This window comes from Arthrobacter sp. (assembly GCF_031988865.1).
GTDB lineage: Bacteria > Actinomycetota > Actinomycetes > Actinomycetales > Micrococcaceae > Arthrobacter_B.
On record NZ_DALZXY010000019.1, the window covers coordinates 26,468 to 43,894 of the forward strand.

Consider the following 17,427-nt stretch of genomic DNA (forward strand, 5'->3'; position numbering starts at 1 on the left):
GCGACCCTGACGCGGAGGCGGGCGACGCCGAGGCGAAGACCGGCGACCCTGACGCTGAGGCGGGCGACGCCGAGGCGAAGGCTGGCGACGCCGCCGACCCCACCGAAGAGCCAGCTGAAGGCGGTGCCGATGCGAAGACCTCCACCGCAGCAACGGAACCTGAGCAGCCTGCGGAGCCGGAGCAATCTTCGGAGCCGGAGGCACCTCAGCAGTCTGCGGACGTTGGGGAGACTGTTCAGACTGCTGACGCAGAGGAGGCAGGGGAGGCTGCGGAGGCAGAGCCCGGCGACACCACGGCGCCCGAAGCCGACGCAGCTGAGGAGGCCGGCACCGGCGCCCATCCCACCATCGCCACCTCAACTCTCAAGAGCGACAGCAACGACGTGGCTGCACCGGTCACCGATTCCTTCGCCTCCCTCTCGCTCACGAAAAAGGTAGCGACGGAAGATCCCGCGGACACCGGCATTACACACAAGGTCAACCCCTCCGGTTCCACCGCTGTGCCTGCCGATTCCCGGCGGGCCCGGCGTACCAGGGAAGCCGAAGAAGCTGCCGCCAAGAGCAACGGCACCAGCAGGACCACCCGTATGCTGGCCCTCATCGGCTCCATTCTGGTCATTGTCCTGCTGGGCATCTGGCTGGCCACGATCGTTGCGGACAGCAACCGAGGGGACGGAGTCCTGGAGGATTCGGTGGCACCAGTGGACCTGGACGCCGGAGCCTGCCTGCAGGACTTCAAGAGCGTCAATGCCGATGTCACCGTCGTCACCTGCGACACCGAGCACAACGCCCAGCTGGTCGCCACCCAGTCCTACCCCGGCGCGGACGCGTTCCCGGGCGCGGATGCCCTGGCCGCCAAGGCCGAGGAAGTCTGTTCCTCGGTGATGTACACGGACGGCGCGTCCAAGTACTCGGATCTGGAACTTAACCGGGCCGTGCCGACCCAGAGTTCCTGGGATGCCGGGGACCGGCGCGTGGACTGCTTCGTGGTTTCCCCCAGCGAAGAGCTCACGGAGTCCCTGATCGTCCAGCCGTAGGGCGAGACAAAACAAAGAAAAAGCAGGAAGGCCGCCAGCTGGTGGCCTTCCTGCTTTTAGGTTCGGATACGGATGGGACGGAGCTACGCTGCGGGCGCCACTGCTTCGACGCTCAGGCCCTGAGTCGCAAGTTCATCACCGTTGATGGGTTCGGGCCGGTCCACCAGGACGGTGTCGCCGTCGGAAATCCGGCCGGCCAGGATGCCCTTGGCCAGCTTGTCCCCGATTTCACGCTGTACCAGGCGACGCAGTGGGCGCGCACCGTATGCAGGGTCGTAGCCGGTCAGTGCCAGCCACTCCCGCGCGGCGTCCGTAACCTCCAGGGTCAGGCGGCGGTCCCGCAGCCGCGCTGCCAACCCCCGGACCTGAATGTCTACGATCTTGGACAGCTCCTCCAGGCTCAACGGGTCAAAGAGGATGACGTCGTCCAGCCGGTTCAGGAACTCCGGCTTGAAGTTGGCGTTGACCATGGACATCACCGACTCGTGCTTCTGGTCCTCGTTCAGGCCCGGATCCACCAGGAATTGGGAGCCGAGGTTGGAGGTGAGGATTAGGATCACGTTGCGGAAGTCCACGGTGCGGCCCTGCCCGTCCGTCAGCCGTCCGTCGTCGAGCACCTGGAGCAGGATGTCGAAGACGTCCGGATGGGCCTTCTCCACCTCGTCCAGCAGGATCACGGAGTAGGGACGGCGGCGGACAGCCTCGGTGAGCTGGCCGCCTTCCTCGTATCCGACGTATCCGGGAGGGGCGCCAACCAAGCGGGACACGGTGTGCTTCTCGGCGTACTCGCTCATGTCCATCCGGACGATGGCGCGTTCGTCGTCGAAAATGAACTCCGCGAGGGCCTTGGCCAGTTCGGTCTTGCCGACGCCGGTGGGGCCCAGGAACAGGAAGGAACCGGTGGGGCGGTCCGGGTCGCTGACCCCGGCGCGGGAGCGGCGGACGGCGTCCGCCACAGCGGAGACGGCCTTTTCCTGCCCAATCAGCCGGGATCCGAGGGCGGATTCCATGTCCAGGAGTTTCTGCGATTCGCCCTGCAGCATGCGGCCGGCGGGGATACCGGTCCAGGCTGAGACAACTTCGGCGATGTCGTCGGCGGTGACTTCCTCCGAGACCATCAGCTCCCGGGCGCCGTCGCCGTATTTGTCCTGCTCGGCTTCCTGGGCGGCGTCGAGTTCCTTCTGCATTGCCGGGATTTCGCCGTACAGGATCCGGGAGGCTTCGGTGAGGTCGCCGTCGCGCTGGGCCTTTTCGGCCAGCGAGCGCAGTTCATCGATGCGGGCCTTGATGTCCCCAACCCGGTTGAGGCCGGCCTTTTCGGCCTCCCAGCGGGCGTTGAGGGCTGCGAGCTGCTCCTTCTTGTTCGCCATGTCCTCGCGGAGTACTTCGAGCCGTTCCATCGAGGCTTCGTCGCTCTCCCCGGAGATGGCCAGCTCTTCCATGGTGAGCCGGTCCACGGCGCGGCGCAGTTCGTCGATCTCCTCCGGCGCGGAATCAATCTCCATCCGCAGCCGGGACGCTGCCTCATCGACCAGGTCGATCGCCTTGTCCGGCAGCTGGCGGCCGGTGATGTAGCGGTTCGAGAGGTTGGCCGCGGCCACCAGTGCGGAGTCGGCGATGGCTACCTTGTGGTGCGCTTCGTACCGCTCCTTCAGGCCGCGGAGGATGCCGATGGTGTCCGGGACGCTGGGCTCCCCCACAAAGACCTGCTGGAAGCGGCGTTCCAGGGCGGCGTCCTTTTCCACGTTTTCGCGGTATTCGTTCAGTGTGGTGGCGCCGATCAGGCGCAGTTCGCCGCGGGCCAGCATGGGCTTGAGCATGTTGCCGGCATCCATGGACCCTTCAGCGGCGCCGGCTCCCACCACGGTGTGCATTTCATCGATGAAGGTGACGATCTGGCCCTCGGCGTTGGCGATCTCCTCCAGGACGGCTTTGAACCGCTCTTCGAACTCGCCGCGGTACTTAGCCCCGGCCACCATGGACCCCAAATCCAGGGACAGCAGGGTTTTGCCGCTCAGGCTTTCCGGGACGTCCCCTGCAACGATCCGCTGGGCAAGGCCTTCGACGACGGCGGTTTTGCCGACGCCGGGTTCACCGATCAGCACCGGGTTGTTCTTGGTTCGGCGGCTGAGCACCTGGATGACCCGGCGGATTTCCGCGTCCCGGCCGATCACCGGGTCCAGCTTTCCGGACCGGGCCAGTTCGGTGAGATCGGTGCTGAACTTTTCCAGTGCCTGAAGGGTGTTTTCGGGATCGGCATTTGTCACTTTACGGTCTCCTCGAACGGTGGGAAGAGCGGCGGCCAGCGCATCGTGGCCGGCATTGTTATCGCGAAGGGCTTTGCCGGCGGGCCCGTTATCCACCGACAGTGCCAGGAGCAGGTGCTCGGTGGAGACATAGGCGTCGCCCAGCTGCGCCGCTTCCTGCTGCGCAGCGTTGACCACCTGCAGGAGAGGGCGGGAGAACTGCGGCTGCTGCACGGAGGATCCAGAGCTGGACGGCAGCTCATGGATGGCATTGCTGGCCGCGACACTGACAGCGTCAGCGTTGACGCCGGCGGCCTTGATCAGCGCGACGGCCACACCCTGGCGCTGATCCATCAGCGCCTTCAACAGGTGGGCTGGTTCAATCTGGGGGTTACCAGCGGTGGTCGCATTCATGGCGGCGGCCTGAAGCGCTTCCTGGCTTTTATTCGTGAATTTGGTATCCACGGCGGGCTCCTTCTCGGATTCAACGAAACCAAACAAGCTCCCGGTGGACTGCCCGACTGGAGAGTCTCGCGACCCTTCCAACTGGCTTCATCCGACCGTACTCAACAAACTTGAGTGTAGTTCACTCAATGCCGGAAGGTAAAGTTACCCACAGGCTGTTCGCGCCGTTGGCCCGCAGCTATTCCGGCGAAGGAAGAGGGCTGTGCTCACGCTCGAACTCTTCCCTCACCCGCACCCACTCGGTATTCCGCGCCTCATAAAGCTCCCGGTCCGTTCCTTCCATGCTCTGCCAGTCACGGTCCGTCGGGCGCACCTCCCGTCCATCAAGGTGAGCCGAGAGATTATCGAGGAAGAACTCCCAGCCTGGCCCCGCTGCCCACTCATTGACCTCTGGGTCCATTACGGCGAACCGCTTGCGCACGGAGGCATAAAGCAGTTCAACCCGCGTGGCCCCATTTTCGTCCGCCAGATGGATTTCCAGCTCCCCGCCATTGCCGTGGGCGGGCATCCAGGACACGGTGAGCAACCGGGGAGGATCGCACCGCAGGATGGTCCCCCGGGAAAAGCCCGGAAGTTCGTAGTCGCCGCCGCGGCGAAAGTCTCCCTGTGGCTCCGCAAAGTACGCGCCAATGCGGGCGGGGTCGGTCAGGGCATTCCACACCTCACCAATGGGCTGAGGAAGACACCGCCCGATCACCAGCATGCGGGCATGCCCCGCCGGTATCTGGCGAAGCCCGAAGGACCGCTCAGTTTCGGAAAGTTCCACATTCAGCTCGGACATCCACCCGCTCCTTCAGCTTGCCGGCGTAGCGGTTCTGAGGAGTCATTCCGGATCGATGCGTCCGGCCGGGCACCCCGGAACCGGTCTGTGAGGCAGGCCACAGCCCGCCTCATTGGAGATTAGCAGGGAATGCCAGCACAGGACAGGGTTCGCTGCCCGGCTCGGCCAGGACGGAGGCCGGCTCAACACCCTCCACGGGGGTACGCCAAACCAAAAAATCCCCTCCCACAAGGCACTTTGATAGTGTGATAGTCCGAGACTAAGGGAACTTACTTTTTTGGACTCCTTGGAAAGGGAATGATGACCAAAGCCCCGGGGGCGCTAACTCCGCCCGATTTGCCGGCCAAAACCCGAGTCAATAAGACAGTATTTATTGGTTCGTCCGTCGGCATCACTGCTATCGCCCTCTGGGCCATGATCTCCACCGAATCCGCCGAAGCCGTGATCGGCGCGATGGTCAGCTGGGTGTCAACCAACATGGGGTGGTACTACTTCCTGGTCGTCAGCCTGGTGGTGGTCTTCGTCCTGGTCATCGCCCTCTCCGGAGTCGGAAGAACCAAGCTGGGACCGGACCATTCCAAGCCGCAGTTCGGGATCTTCACCTGGGGAGCCATGCTCTTCGCCGCCGGCATCGGCATCGACCTGATGTTCTTCTCGGTCTCCGAGCCGGTCACCCAATACCTTGCCCCGCCGCTGGGCGACGGCTCCACCGCCGAGGCAGCCCGCCAGGCCCTAGTCTTAACCCTCTTCCACTACGGAATCACCGGCTGGGCACTGTATGCCCTGATGGGCCTGGCCCTGGGGTACTTTGCCTACCGCCACAACCTGCCGTTGAGCATCCGCTCCGCCCTGTACCCGATCTTCGGCAAGAAAATCGACGGTCCGCTGGGACACGGCGTGGACATCGCAGCACTGCTCGGCACCATCTTCGGCATTGCCACGTCCCTGGGCATCGGCGTCGTGCAGTTGAACTACGGGCTGAACTTTATGTTCGATGTCCCGGAAAACCTCAGCGTGCAGATCGCACTGATCGCCCTGTCCGTGATCATGGCAACCATCTCCGTGGTCTCAGGTGTGGAGAAGGGCATCCGCCGGCTCTCTGAGCTCAACGTGATCCTGGCGTTCGGCCTGATGCTCTTTATCCTCATCGCGGGCAAGACCAGCTTCCTGCTCGACGGGATCGTGCAGAACGTCGGCGATGTCCTCAGCCGCTTCCCCGCCATGACGATGGACACCATGGCCTATGACCGCCCGGATGACTGGCTCTCCGGCTGGACCCTGTTCTTCTGGGCCTGGTGGATCGCCTGGGCGCCGTTCGTTGGGCTGTTCCTGGCCCGGATTTCCCGCGGCCGGACCATCCGCCAGTTCGTCCTTGGCACCATGATCGTCCCGTTCGCCTTCATCCTGCTGTGGATCTCCATCTTCGGCAACAGTGCGCTGGACCTGGTGATGGGCGGTAACGCGGCCTTTGGCGACGTAGCCATGAACCAGCCCGAGCGGGCCTTCTACGGCCTGCTCGAGCAGTTCCCCTGGGCGCCCGCCACCGCGGCGATCGCCACGTTCACCGGGCTGCTGTTCTACGTCACGTCCGCTGATTCCGGCGCACTGGTGATGGCCAACTTCACCTCCCACCTCAAGGACGCCGATTCCGACGCCCCGAAGTGGATGCGCGTCTTCTGGGCCGTTATCACCGGCCTGCTCACCTTGGCCATGCTGATGGTCGGGGGCGTGACCACCCTGCAGAACGCAACCATCATTATGGGACTGCCGCTCTCCATCCTGCTGCTGTTCATTATGCTCGGCGTCTATAAGGCGCTGCGCGTGGAGAACTCGCTGGCTGCCAGCTTCCGCTCCTCGCTGCCCGGGATGATCGCTGGACGCGGCGGTGGGGATCCCCGCAGCGGCCGGTCATGGCGCCAGCGGCTCTCCCGTGCCATGACCTATCCCGGACCCAAGCAGGCAGGGCGTTTCGTCGAATCGGTGGCTTACCCGGCGCTGCAGGACGTCCACGACGAACTCGAATCCCAGGGAGCGGAGGTCTCGCTCACCCTGGTCGAGCCTGACGCGAACGGCATCCGGTCCGCGGACCTGGCCGTTGGGCTGGGCGAGGAACGGCCCTTCAAATACCAGATCTATCCCGTTCAGTACGAGACGCCGTCCTATGCCCTGCGCAGTGCATCGACGGACACCAAGTACTTCCGCATGGAGGTCTTCTCCCTCGAAGGCAGCCACGGCTATGACGTGATGGGCTACACGAAGGAACAGCTCATCACCGACGTCCTGGACCACTACGAACGGCACCTGGAGTTCCTGCACCTCAACCGCGAGGTGCCCGGCAATACCGCAATCACCGAAGACCCGGTCGTCAAAGACAACTGGGATGCCGACTTTGTCGGCGAGGAGGAAAAAGTATGAGCACGACCGCAACCCTTTTCATCGATGGTGAATGGGTCCCCGCGTCCGACGGCGGCACCCGGGAAATTCACAACCCGGCCGACGGCGAACACGTCGCCACGGTCTCCGAGGCCACCCGCGCCGACACGGAGAAAGCCATCGCCGCCGCACGCTCGGCGTTCGACCGCGGCGAGTGGGCAGCCGTCCCCGCCCCGGAACGGGGCGACTTCCTGCTGCGCGTCGCGGCGGAACTGAAGGCCCGCAAGGAGGACTTCGCCCGGGCCGAGACCCTCGATACCGGCAAGCGCCTGGTCGAGAGCGAAATCGACATCGATGACATCGCCGCCTGCTTCACCTATTTCGGGAAGACCGCCGGCCAGAATGCCGGACGGATCGTCGACGCCGGGGACCCCAGTGTGGTGTCCCGGGTCGAGTACGAACCCGTAGGCGTGTGCGGCATGATCGCCCCGTGGAACTACCCGCTGCTGCAGGCCGCCTGGAAGATCGCCCCGGCCCTGGCCGCGGGCTGCACCTTCATCCTGAAGCCCTCCGAGCTGACCCCGTCCACCTCCATCCTGATGATGCGGGTGCTCGAGGACCTGGGCCTGCCCCGTGGAACGGCCAACCTGGTGCTCGGTGCCGGTGCCGTGGCGGGGGCTCCGCTCTCTGAGTCCCCCGACGTGGATCTGGTGTCCTTCACCGGTGGCCTGGCGACCGGCAAGGTCATCGCTGCCGCGGCGGCGGGCACCGTGAAGAAGGTGGCGCTGGAGCTCGGCGGCAAGAACCCGAACATCATCTTTGCCGACGCGGATTTCGACGCCGCGGTGGACAACGCCCTGAACGCTGCGTTCGTCCACTCCGGCCAGGTGTGCTCCGCCGGCGCCCGGCTCATCGTCGAAGAACCGATCGCTGAACGTTTCGTAGATGAACTGGTCCGCCGCGCCCGGCAGATCCGCATGGGCGGGCCGTTCGATGAGTCGGCCGAGACCGGACCGCTGATCTCCGCCGCGCACCGGGACAAGGTGACCGCCTACGTTGAGAAGGCCGTCGGGGAAGGCGCCCGGATCCGCTGCGGCGGAACCTGGGGCACCGGCGAGCTGGAGAAGGGCTTCTACTACGCCCCCACCGTGCTCGATAACGTTCGCCGCGGCAGCTCGGCCCTGGTCGATGAGGCGTTTGGCCCCGTGGTCACCGTCGAAACTTTCAACGGTGAGGACGAGGCGGTGGAGCTGGGCAATGACACCGATTACGGCCTGGCCGGGGCAGTCTGGTCCTCCGACGCGGGCAAGACCCAGCGCGTCGCCCGCCGGCTGCGTCACGGCACCATCTGGATCAATGACTTCCACCCCTACCTGCCGCAGGCCGAATGGGGCGGCTTCGGCGCCTCCGGCGTCGGCCGCGAACTCGGCCCCACCGGCTTGGGCGAATACCAGGAAGCCAAGCACATCTACCAGAACATCAACCCCCAGGTAACCGGATGGTTCACCGACCACGGAAAGGTCAACTAGCTCCATGACTGATCTGCAGAGAACAGATTTCGACTACATCGTGATCGGCGGCGGCTCGGCCGGCGCCGCCGCCGCCGCCCGGCTGAGCGAGGATCCCGCCGTCGAGGTGGCCCTGGTGGAGGCCGGCCCCGATGACCGGGGCATCGACGAAGTCCTCCAGCTGGACCGCTGGATGGAACTGCTTGAATCCGGCTACGACTGGGACTACCCGATCGAACCGCAGGAGAACGGCAACTCGTTTATGCGCCACTCCCGCGCCAAGGTGATGGGCGGCTGCTCCAGTCACAACTCCTGCATTGCCTTCTGGGCGCCCCGCGAGGACCTGGATGACTGGGAAACCAAGTTCGGGGCTGAGGGCTGGAATTCCGCCATGGCCTTCCGGCTCTACAAGCAGCTGGAATCCAACGAGGATGCCGGCCCGGATGCTCCGCACCACGGCGCGGACGGTCCGGTGAAGTTGATGAACGTTCCGCCCAGCGACCCGTGCGGCGTCGCGCTGCTGGATGCCTGCGAACAGGCTGGGATCCCGCGGGCGAAGTTCAACACCGGCGAAACCGTCACCAACGGCGCGAACTTCTTCCAGATCAACCGCCATGCCGACGGAACGCGCTCGTCGTCCTCCGTTTCCTACATCCACCCGATCCGGGAACGGAAGAACTTCACCCTGCTGACCGGGCTGCGCGCCCGTGAACTGAAGTTCGACGACGCCAACCGCTGCACCGGCGTCGACGTCGTGGACGGGCAGTTTGCCCGCACCCACACACTGAACGCCCGCACCGAGGTCATCCTCTCCGCCGGCGCGATCGACTCGCCGAAGCTGCTGATGCTCTCCGGCATCGGCCCGAAGGAGCACCTTGCCGAGCTCGGCATTGAGGTGCGCGCGGATTCCCCCGGCGTGGGCTCGAACCTGCAGGACCATCCCGAGGGCGTCATCCAGTGGGAAGCGAAGAAGCCCATGACCGAGACCTCCACCCAGTGGTGGGAAATCGGCATCTTCACCCCCACCGAGGACGGCCTGGACCGCCCGGACCTGATGTTCCACTACGGCTCGGTGCCGTTCGACATGCACACGCTGCGCCAGGGGTTCCCCACCACGGAAAACGGGTTCTGCCTCACCCCGAACGTCACGCACGCCCGCTCCCGCGGCACGGTCCGGCTGCGCAGCCGGGACTTCCGTGACAAGCCGATGGTGGATCCGCGCTACTTCACCGACCCGCATGACATGCGGGTGATGATCCACGGCATCAAGAAGGCCCGCGAAATCGTCTCCCAGCCGGCCATGGCCGAATGGGCAGGCAGGGAGCTCTACCCGGGACCTGACGTCCAGACGGATGAACAGATTGCCGACTACATCCGCAAAACGCACAACACCGTCTATCACCCCGCCGGTTCGGTCCGGATGGGCGCGCACGACGACGACATGGCGCCTTTGGATCCGCAGCTGCGGGTCAAGGGTGTTACCGGCCTGCGGGTGGCTGATGCCTCCGTAATGCCGGAACTGACCACGGTCAACCCGAACATCACCACCATGATGATCGGCGAGCGCTGCGCCGAGCTGGTCCGGGAAGCCCGGACGGCAACCGGTGCGGACACCGCTGCGGCAGTGGCCAGCGTGTAGCTTCTGCCGCCGAAGCGGACACGGGTGCAACTGCGCCCGTGTCCGCTTTTCATTTCCGCTCCCGGTACTCTGTGCGGATGGGGAAACATCGCTTACTCGCATCGGTCCTGTCCGTGTCCATACTGGGGCTCTCAATGGTGGCCTGCTCGGCGGAGGACCGCCCGCAGCCCGAAGATGCAGCCAAATCACTTGCTGAAGGACTCTCGAAGCTGGATGTTTCCGGCACGTCGTTCCAGGACTCCACTTCGGAGGAGGCAAACCTCAGGCTGGCTGAATGGACTTCCGGCATGACGCCGCTGAAACCAACCGTCAGCGTCTCCTCAGTAGAGGAGATCTCCGACGACGAAGCCACCGCCACGCTCAGCTACGTGTGGGACGTGAGCGCCTCTGATGAGGACTTCAGCTATGACACCTCCGTTGACCTGCGGCGGGACGAGGAGGGAGCCTGGCAGATCGGCTTCGCCCCCAGCGTGGTGCATCCCCAGCTGGCCTCCTCCGACCATCTGGTCCGTGAGGTCGCTCCAGTGCCCCGTGGCGAAATCCACGGCGCTGACGGTCAGGTCCTGGTGACCCAGCGCCCGGTCTGGCGCGTCGGAATCGACAAAACGCGGCTGGAGGAGGCCGAGTTCGAGTCCTCCGCCGCTGCCTTGGCCACATACCTGGAACTGGACCCGGCCGCCTTCACCGCGCAGGTGCTGGCCGCCGGACCGGAGGCCTTCGTGGAAGCCATCACCCTCCGCCAGGACGGCGCCAGTCCAGACTTCGCAACCGAGGTGGCGGCGATCCCCGGCGCCACGGCCATCCCCGGCAGCCTGGCGTTGGCACCCACCCGCACCTTCGCCCGGGCACTGCTCGGCTCGGTGGGTGAGGCAACTGCTGAACTGATCGAGAAATCCGGCGGTGAGCTCTCCGCCGGTGACCAGACCGGCCTCTCCGGCCTGCAGCAGCAGTACGACTCCCAGCTCAAGGGCGTTGACGGTGTTCAAATCCGCACAGTCACTGCCGAGAACGTATCCTCAGCACCGCTCTTCACCTCCGCAGGTGTGGCCGCTGATCCGCTGCAGACCACCCTTGACACCCGGATGCAGACGCTGGCCGAATCGGTTCTCGAAGACGAGCCGTCCGCCTCGGCACTGGTGGCCATCCAGCCCTCCACCGGCAACATCCTGGCCGTGGCCAACGGTCCCGGCAGCGAAGGAGCCCAGACCGCCCTGCTCGGACAGTACGCCCCAGGCTCCACGTTCAAGCTCGCCACGTCCCTGGCGATGCTCCGCTCCGGGGCCACCCCTGATTCCGTGGTCTCCTGTCCCGAAGAGCTCAACGTGGACGGCAGGCGCTTTAATAACGCCAGCACCTACCCGGCACAGTTCCTCGGTGACATTCCGCTGCGCCAGGCGTTCGCCCAGTCCTGCAACACAGCCTTCATTAACGCCCGCGGCACGGTGGCACAGCCGGACCTCGCCACCGCCGCCGAGGCGCTGGGGCTGGGCGTGGACACCGCCATCGGCACACCCGCTTACTTCGGTGCCGTACCGGAAAAGGCTGACGGAACTCTGCACGCCGCGTCGATGATCGGGCAGGGCGAAGTCCTGGTGTCCCCGTTGGCGCTGGCGATTGCAGGAGCATCGATAGCCAGCGGCGAACGGGTCTCCCCGGTCCTGGTGGACACCTCTAGTACCGCAGACCCGGCTGAGCGCAGCACGGCGTCCGGCTCAGCTTCGAGCTCTCCCTCTGGATCTGCCTCAGCCTCCGGCCCGGCCGCATCCGCTCCCCTAACGGCCGCTGAAGCGGCAACCCTGCGCGAGATGATGCGGGGCGTGGTGACCGACGGCGGCGTACAGCTGCTTCAGGGGGTTCCCGGCGAACCCGTGCTGGCCAAGACCGGCACCGCTGAGTTCGGCAGCGACACCCCGCCGCGCACCCATGCCTGGGTCGTGGCGATCCAGGGTGACCTCGCCGTCGCGTTGTTTATCGAGGAGGGCGAGCTGGGCTCAACCTCCGGCGGTCCGGTCATGAAGGCGTTCTTGGAGGGCCTGGCCAGCTGACCCTGCCACGCCAGAGAATCCGGGCCCGGCCGCTGCATTTCGCGGCGGCCGTGTCCTTTTTCAAACTCCCCGCCGGTAGCCTGACCGGATGGGGAAACACCGCCTGCTCGCATCAATCCTGTCAGTGTCCATCTTGGCTCTCCCGCTGGCCGCCTGCTCACCGGATCCAGGCCCGGGCCCCGAAGACGCCGCGGCGACGCTGGCCACCGGTCTATCCGCGCTGGACGTAGCGGGCAGCACTTTCGCCGATTCCTCCGTCGAAGCCGTCAACGGCATGCTCGGGTACCTGGTTTCCGGAATGGCACCGATGAAGCCGACAGTCACCGTCAGCGGAATCGAGGAAATCTCCGACGACGAAGCGGCCGCCACCCTCAACTACGTCTGGGACGTCAACGCGTCCGAGGAAGACTACAGTTACGACACCACGGTCACCCTCCAGCGGGATGAAGAGGACACATGGCAGGTGCGCTTCACTGCCGCCACCGTGCATCCTGACCTGGAGCCCAGCGAGCATCTGCTGCGCACCACCGGCCCCGTGCGCCGCGGGGACATCCTCGGTGCCGGCGGCGCGGTACTGATGGCCGACAGGGCGGTCTGGCGGGTCGGCATCGACAAAGCCGTGCTGACGGAAAAGGAGTACGTCTCCTCCGCCTTCTACCTGTCCCAGTACCTGAACCTGGATACCGAGGCGTTCACGGCGAAGGTCCTGGCAGCCGGCCCCAAGGCGTTTGTGGACGCCGTTACCGTGCGGCAGGACAGCGTTCCGGCCAAGTTCGAGTCGGACATCGCGACCGTTCCGGGGGCCGCGGCACTGTCCGGGAACCTGTCCCTGGCAGAAACCCCCAGCTTTGCCCAGGCGCTGCTCGGATCGGTCGGGGAAGCCACGGCGGAACTGATCGAGAAGTCCGGCGGTGCCCTGGTCCCCGGCGACCAGGCCGGACTGTCCGGGCTGCAGCTTCAGTACGACACCCAGCTTCGGGGGGCCGACGCCGTCACCATCCGGATCGCGAACGCGGACAACGTTCTCTCCGCACCATTCTTTGAGACCGCCGGCGAGCCCGGGGATCCGCTGCAGACAACACTGAATGCCGGCATCCAGTCCAAAGCCGAGTCGGCCCTGGCGGACGAGCCCTCCGCCTCGGCGCTGGTGGCCATCCAGCCCTCCACCGGCAGCATCCTCGCGGTAGCCAACGGGCCCGGCAGCAAAGGGGCACAGACGGCCCTGCTTGGACAGTACGCTCCGGGGTCCACCTTCAAGCTGGCAACCGCCCTGGCGATGCTGCGCACCGGGTCGACGCCGGACACCATGCTCTCCTGTCCTGAGCAAGTGGACGTGGACGGCCGGATGTTCAACAACGCCAGCACCTACCCGGAAGAGTTCCTGGGCAGGATCACCCTCGGCCAGGCCTTCGCCCAGTCCTGCAACACCGCGTTCATCAACGCCCGCGACACCGTCTCCCAGTCCGATCTCGCCTCCGCCGCCCAAAGCCTGGGGCTGGGGGTCGACGCGGCCATCGGCACCCCCGCCTATTTTGGCTCGGTGCCGGACCAAGCCGAAGGCACACTGCACGCGGCTTCCATGATCGGGCAGGGCGAGATCCTCGTGTCACCGCTGGCGCTGGCCATTGCCGGGGCCTCCGCGGCCAAAGGCGAACGCGTAACCCCCACCCTGGTGACCGCTCCGGCGGGAAGCGGGGCTGAGAACCCCCAAACCCCGTCGCCGGCCCAAGGGTCGGTCAGTACCGATGAGGCGGGGACCCTGCGCTCGATGATGCGGGGCGTGGTGACCGAGGGCGGTGGTCAGCTGCTCCAGGACGTACCCGGGGCGCCGGTGCTCGCAAAGACCGGCACAGCCGAGTTCGGCAGCGATACCCCGCCGCGTACCCATGCCTGGGTCGTGGCGATCCAGGGTGACCTCGCCGTCGCACTGTTTATCGAGGAGGGCGAGCTGGGCTCAACCTCCGGCGGTCCGGTCATGAAGGCGTTCCTCGACAGCCTGGCCGGCTGACCCAACGCTGTGAATTCCCGGCGCCAATCCCCGGCGCCGGGAACGACCCTACCGGCCGTACCGGCCCTTGCCGGCAGCGCCGGAGTAAGTCGCGTACGGGGTGGGCGAGTTGTAGGGAACAAGCCCCGGACCGGAGGTCGGCACGATCCGTTTGCCCAGCGGGAGGAGCGAAATGGGGATCATCTTCAGGTTTGCGATGCCCAGCGGGATGCCGATGATGCTGACAAACATGGGAATGGCGGTCAGTATGTGGCCGATTGCGATCCACACACCCGCAATAACGAGCCAGATCACGTTGCCCAAAGTGGCCAGCACCCCGGTCCCGCGTCCGCTGTCTATAACAGTGCGGCCAAAAGGCCACAGCGCATAGGACGCGATCCTAAAGGACGCGATTCCGAACGGGATGGTCACGATCAGCAGGCAGCAGACGATTCCGGCGAGGGCGTAGCCCAGGGCAAGCCAGATACCGCCGAAAAGGAGCCAGATAACGTTCAGGATTGCCTTCATGAGCCTATTGTTCTCCAGATGTGGTGCAGAGTCACGGTCTGCGGCTTTCCGCGGGGAAGCACGCTGTGCCTAGACTGAAGGCATGCCGCGAACCACAGATGATGCAGGGGTACCCGTAGAACTGAGCTCCAGCGAGTGCTGGGAGTACGTCCGCCAGGCTTCAGTCGGCCGGCTGGCCGTAGTCGTGGACGGCCGTCCGGACATCTTTCCGATCAACTTCGCGGTGGACCACGGCACCGTGGTTTTCCGCAGCGCGAAGGGCACCAAGCTCGCCGCAGCGCTGGCGGACGCTTCCGTCGCGTTCGAGGTGGACGGGTACGACGACGGCCTCGGCTTCGCCTGGAGCGTTGTGCTGAAGGGAACCGCCGCCCAGTTCGCGTCCATTGAGGACATCCTGGATTCCGAAGCCCTGGAGCTGTTCCCCTGGCAGAGCGGGGAGAAGAACCATTTTGTGCGTGTTACTCCCGTTGAGACATCCGGCAGGCGCTTCCGGATCAACGATGCGGCGCGCCGCCATGTCCTCTCGGCACGGCGCCGGCAGGCTTTTACGGAATAGGTGTGGGTACTTCAGTTCTGAGCTTTGCAGCCTTGCCGTCGAAGGCGTGGGGGAACAATGCCGGCCGCGTCAAGGACATTGCGGTGGGGCCGGCCGGTTCTTCCGGCGCGCCAGGGTGGCGGCTGGCCGCAGCGACCATTGAGAAATCTGGTCCGTTCACCCGGTTCGAGGGAATGGACCGCATCACGGTTCCTGTTGAGGGTGAACTGCTGGTCCTGGACGTAGGCGGCGCCGAGCACGCCATGGAACGCTTCCGTCCGTTCCGCTATCCCGGCGACGTTCCGGCAACCGCCTCCCTGCCCACCGGCGAGGTGACCGTGCTGAATACCTTCGTGGACCGGGCCAGGTTCGGGGCCGGACTTATGGTGGTGGAGCTCTCGAAGAAGAACGCCCCGGCTCTCGGACCGGACCAGTTCCTCGTCCTGCTGCAGGGGAGCGCCAAGGCCGTGTTCGACGACGGTGCGTCCCAGGACCTGGATCCGTTGGACACCGTTCCCGGCAGCGAAGACCGGCCGCAGGTGCTCGGCCGCGGTTTCGCCGCCATCGCCTCCTTCTACGAACTGGACTAGCGCTCCCCCGGGCGCTGCCGGCCAAGGGGACTGTGCCGGTGAAGCCGCCATTGCCTAGCATCAACGCATGAGCACTTTACTGAATGAGCTGCCCCGGATTTCGGCACCGGCGGTCCGCGCCCTGGGCGGCGCGGGCATCACCTCGCTCCGCCAGCTGGCAGGCGTCCCCAGGGCTGACCTGGAACAGCTGCATGGCATGGGTCCGAAGGCGCTGGACATCATCGACGACGCTTTGGGCGAGCACGGACTCAGCCTCGGGTAAGCGCCGGAACACGCTGTCCTGATCCGCCAGCCGGCCACACAGCCCGGGTAGGCTTCGGCGAATGGGGATCACAGGCACACCAAACGGGCGCACCGGGCTCGCCGTCCCGGCTCTGACCGGAGTTCTGTGGGTGTTATCCGGTGTGGGATTCGCCCTGTTAATGCAGGTTTCGCAATACCCTCCGGTGTCTGTGGCGGCCCGGATTCTGCCCCAGACGGTGGAATTCGACTTCGGAGGATCCGCCGGGCCCGCCTCCGCCGCACTGCTGGGCCAATGGGCCGTGGCACTTCTGGCCGGCGGCCTGGTGACGGCGTTGACCGCCGTCCTGCTGCCGGCTGGACGTGGACGTTCCCGCGGACAGGTATTCCTGGCTGCCTGGATGGCCGTAACGCTGGCTTCGGCAGCCGGCACCACCGTGCTGGGTGTGGGCGGCATTCTGGCCGACTGGCCTCCCGCACGCTTGGCCACGCCCGTAGAGAGCTTCCTTGCTTCACCCACCACAGGGGCGTGCTGGGGCCTGTTCTGGGGTTGGCTCCCCGCCTTGCTGGCCTTAGCTCAAGGGTCCAGGCCCGGACGCGAAACCGGACGACGCACGGCAGGCCGGGCTCATCCCCGCAGGCTCCCGCTGGCAATTGCCGCTTTGGCGGGCGCTGCACTGCTCTCCGTGGTCCCGGCGGCGGACATAGTGTCCGCAGACAGCACTGGACGGCCGATACCGGAACCGGTGCCGGAACCGGTAGTCATTGGCGCCGAACTCACCGGCCCGCCGATCCAAACACCGGACGCAGGGTGGTGCCGCGGAGATGAGGTGCGGATGGGTGCCGATGGCTGGGATGCCGCACTGGGCGCCCGGGCGGCACGGCTGACCCTGGAAGTCACCGGAGACCGGAGCTGCACGGTACACGGCTACCCCGATTTGGCCTATAACCGGACGGACGGCTGGGTCATGGATATCACCACGGTTCACGGGGGATCAATGATGACCACGGACACGCCGTCGGGCGTAATAACCCTTGCACCCGGGCAGATGGCGACGGCACAGATCGGCTGGCGGGTCACCTCGGGAGCCGGCATGAGCCGGGTCGGCACGCTGCTGGTGGCACCATATTCCGGCACCCTGCGCCAGCCGTTGGAAGTGGACATCGACCTCACCGAACCGGGTTTCCTGACCGTCACGTCATGGGCTCCCACGGACTCCGAGACCCCTCCGGCCGGGGCCTCACCAGCGGACTAGCCTCACCAGCGGGCTAGCCTCACCAGCGAATTAGCCAGACGCAGCGAAGGCCCCGCATCCAAGGATGCGGGGCCTTCGGCGCGTGCTGGAACGGCAGCGTCTGCGTCTGCCAGAGCCAGTCAGCAGGAGTTAGCGGCTGCGGCGTTCGTTCGACGCCGGCGCGGTGGCCCGGCGCGGACCGGCGCTGCGTGCCGGAC

Annotated in this window: 13 protein-coding genes; 10 read left to right on the plus strand and 3 right to left on the minus strand. The window is 65.8% G+C overall.

The genetic code is table 11. The features are described from left to right. Positions 1 to 1,037: septum formation family protein (locus RTN46_RS05605; protein ID WP_312179692.1), on the plus strand; the 1,037-nt coding region annotated here is incomplete at its 5' end. Between the two features lie 83 nt (positions 1,038 to 1,120). Here the strand turns inward: RTN46_RS05605 and clpB are convergent. Beyond that, complete coding sequence (clpB, locus tag RTN46_RS05610) at positions 1,121 to 3,748, minus strand: ATP-dependent chaperone ClpB (protein WP_312179693.1); 2,628 nt, start codon at positions 3,746 to 3,748, stop codon at positions 1,121 to 1,123. Positions 3,749 to 3,926: 178 nt separating this feature from the next. After that, complete coding sequence (locus tag RTN46_RS05615; RefSeq protein ID WP_312179694.1) at positions 3,927 to 4,529, minus strand: SRPBCC domain-containing protein; 603 nt, start codon at positions 4,527 to 4,529, stop codon at positions 3,927 to 3,929. A 297-nt stretch (positions 4,530 to 4,826) separates the two neighbouring features. Here RTN46_RS05615 and betT point away from each other — a divergent pair, with 297 nt between their 5' ends. From betT to RTN46_RS05640, 5 genes are all read left to right on the plus strand, one after another. After that, complete coding sequence (betT, locus tag RTN46_RS05620) at positions 4,827 to 6,944, plus strand: choline BCCT transporter BetT (RefSeq protein WP_312179696.1); 2,118 nt, start codon at positions 4,827 to 4,829, stop codon at positions 6,942 to 6,944. Continuing rightward, on the plus strand, positions 6,941 to 8,431 hold the full coding sequence (locus RTN46_RS05625) for an aldehyde dehydrogenase family protein (protein WP_312179697.1): 1,491 nt from the start codon (positions 6,941 to 6,943) through the stop codon (positions 8,429 to 8,431). The genes betT and RTN46_RS05625 overlap by 4 nt, the downstream gene beginning before the upstream one ends. Positions 8,432 to 8,435: 4 nt before the next feature. Beyond that, a complete protein-coding gene (locus tag RTN46_RS05630) occupies positions 8,436 to 10,049 on the plus strand; it encodes a GMC oxidoreductase (RefSeq protein ID WP_312179698.1) in 1,614 nt (537 codons plus the stop codon). Positions 10,050 to 10,126: 77 nt separating this feature from the next. Then, positions 10,127 to 12,094: a penicillin-binding transpeptidase domain-containing protein gene (locus RTN46_RS05635; protein ID WP_312179700.1), complete on the plus strand. Its 1,968-nt coding sequence runs from the start codon at positions 10,127 to 10,129 to the stop codon at positions 12,092 to 12,094. Between the two features lie 88 nt (positions 12,095 to 12,182). Then, positions 12,183 to 14,102 (plus strand): penicillin-binding transpeptidase domain-containing protein, encoded by a 1,920-nt coding sequence (locus tag RTN46_RS05640; RefSeq protein WP_312179701.1) that lies wholly within the window; start codon positions 12,183 to 12,185, stop codon positions 14,100 to 14,102. Between the two features lie 48 nt (positions 14,103 to 14,150). Here the strand turns inward: RTN46_RS05640 and RTN46_RS05645 are convergent, their stop codons facing one another. Beyond that, positions 14,151 to 14,609, minus strand: coding sequence for a YccF domain-containing protein (locus RTN46_RS05645; RefSeq protein WP_312179703.1), 459 nt, complete (start codon positions 14,607 to 14,609; stop codon positions 14,151 to 14,153). Positions 14,610 to 14,691: 82 nt separating this feature from the next. On the opposite strand from RTN46_RS05645, the gene RTN46_RS05650 reads away from it, so the two are divergent. The 4 genes from RTN46_RS05650 to RTN46_RS05665 all read left to right on the plus strand — a co-directional run bounded on the left by RTN46_RS05650 (position 14,692) and on the right by RTN46_RS05665 (position 17,230). Beyond that, positions 14,692 to 15,165: a pyridoxamine 5'-phosphate oxidase family protein gene (locus tag RTN46_RS05650; protein ID WP_312179704.1), complete on the plus strand. Its 474-nt coding sequence runs from the start codon at positions 14,692 to 14,694 to the stop codon at positions 15,163 to 15,165. Between the two features lie 2 nt (positions 15,166 to 15,167). Next, the gene (locus RTN46_RS05655; RefSeq protein ID WP_312179705.1) at positions 15,168 to 15,734 is read left to right on the plus strand and encodes a HutD family protein; all 567 of its coding nucleotides are present in this window, start codon (positions 15,168 to 15,170) and stop codon (positions 15,732 to 15,734) included. A 67-nt stretch (positions 15,735 to 15,801) separates the two neighbouring features. After that, positions 15,802 to 15,996 (plus strand): DNA-binding protein, encoded by a 195-nt coding sequence (locus RTN46_RS05660; RefSeq protein WP_312179707.1) that lies wholly within the window; start codon positions 15,802 to 15,804, stop codon positions 15,994 to 15,996. Positions 15,997 to 16,156: 160 nt separating this feature from the next. Beyond that, on the plus strand, positions 16,157 to 17,230 hold the full coding sequence (locus tag RTN46_RS05665) for a DUF4232 domain-containing protein (RefSeq protein ID WP_312179709.1): 1,074 nt from the start codon (positions 16,157 to 16,159) through the stop codon (positions 17,228 to 17,230). The last annotated feature ends 197 nt before the right edge of the window (positions 17,231 to 17,427 follow it).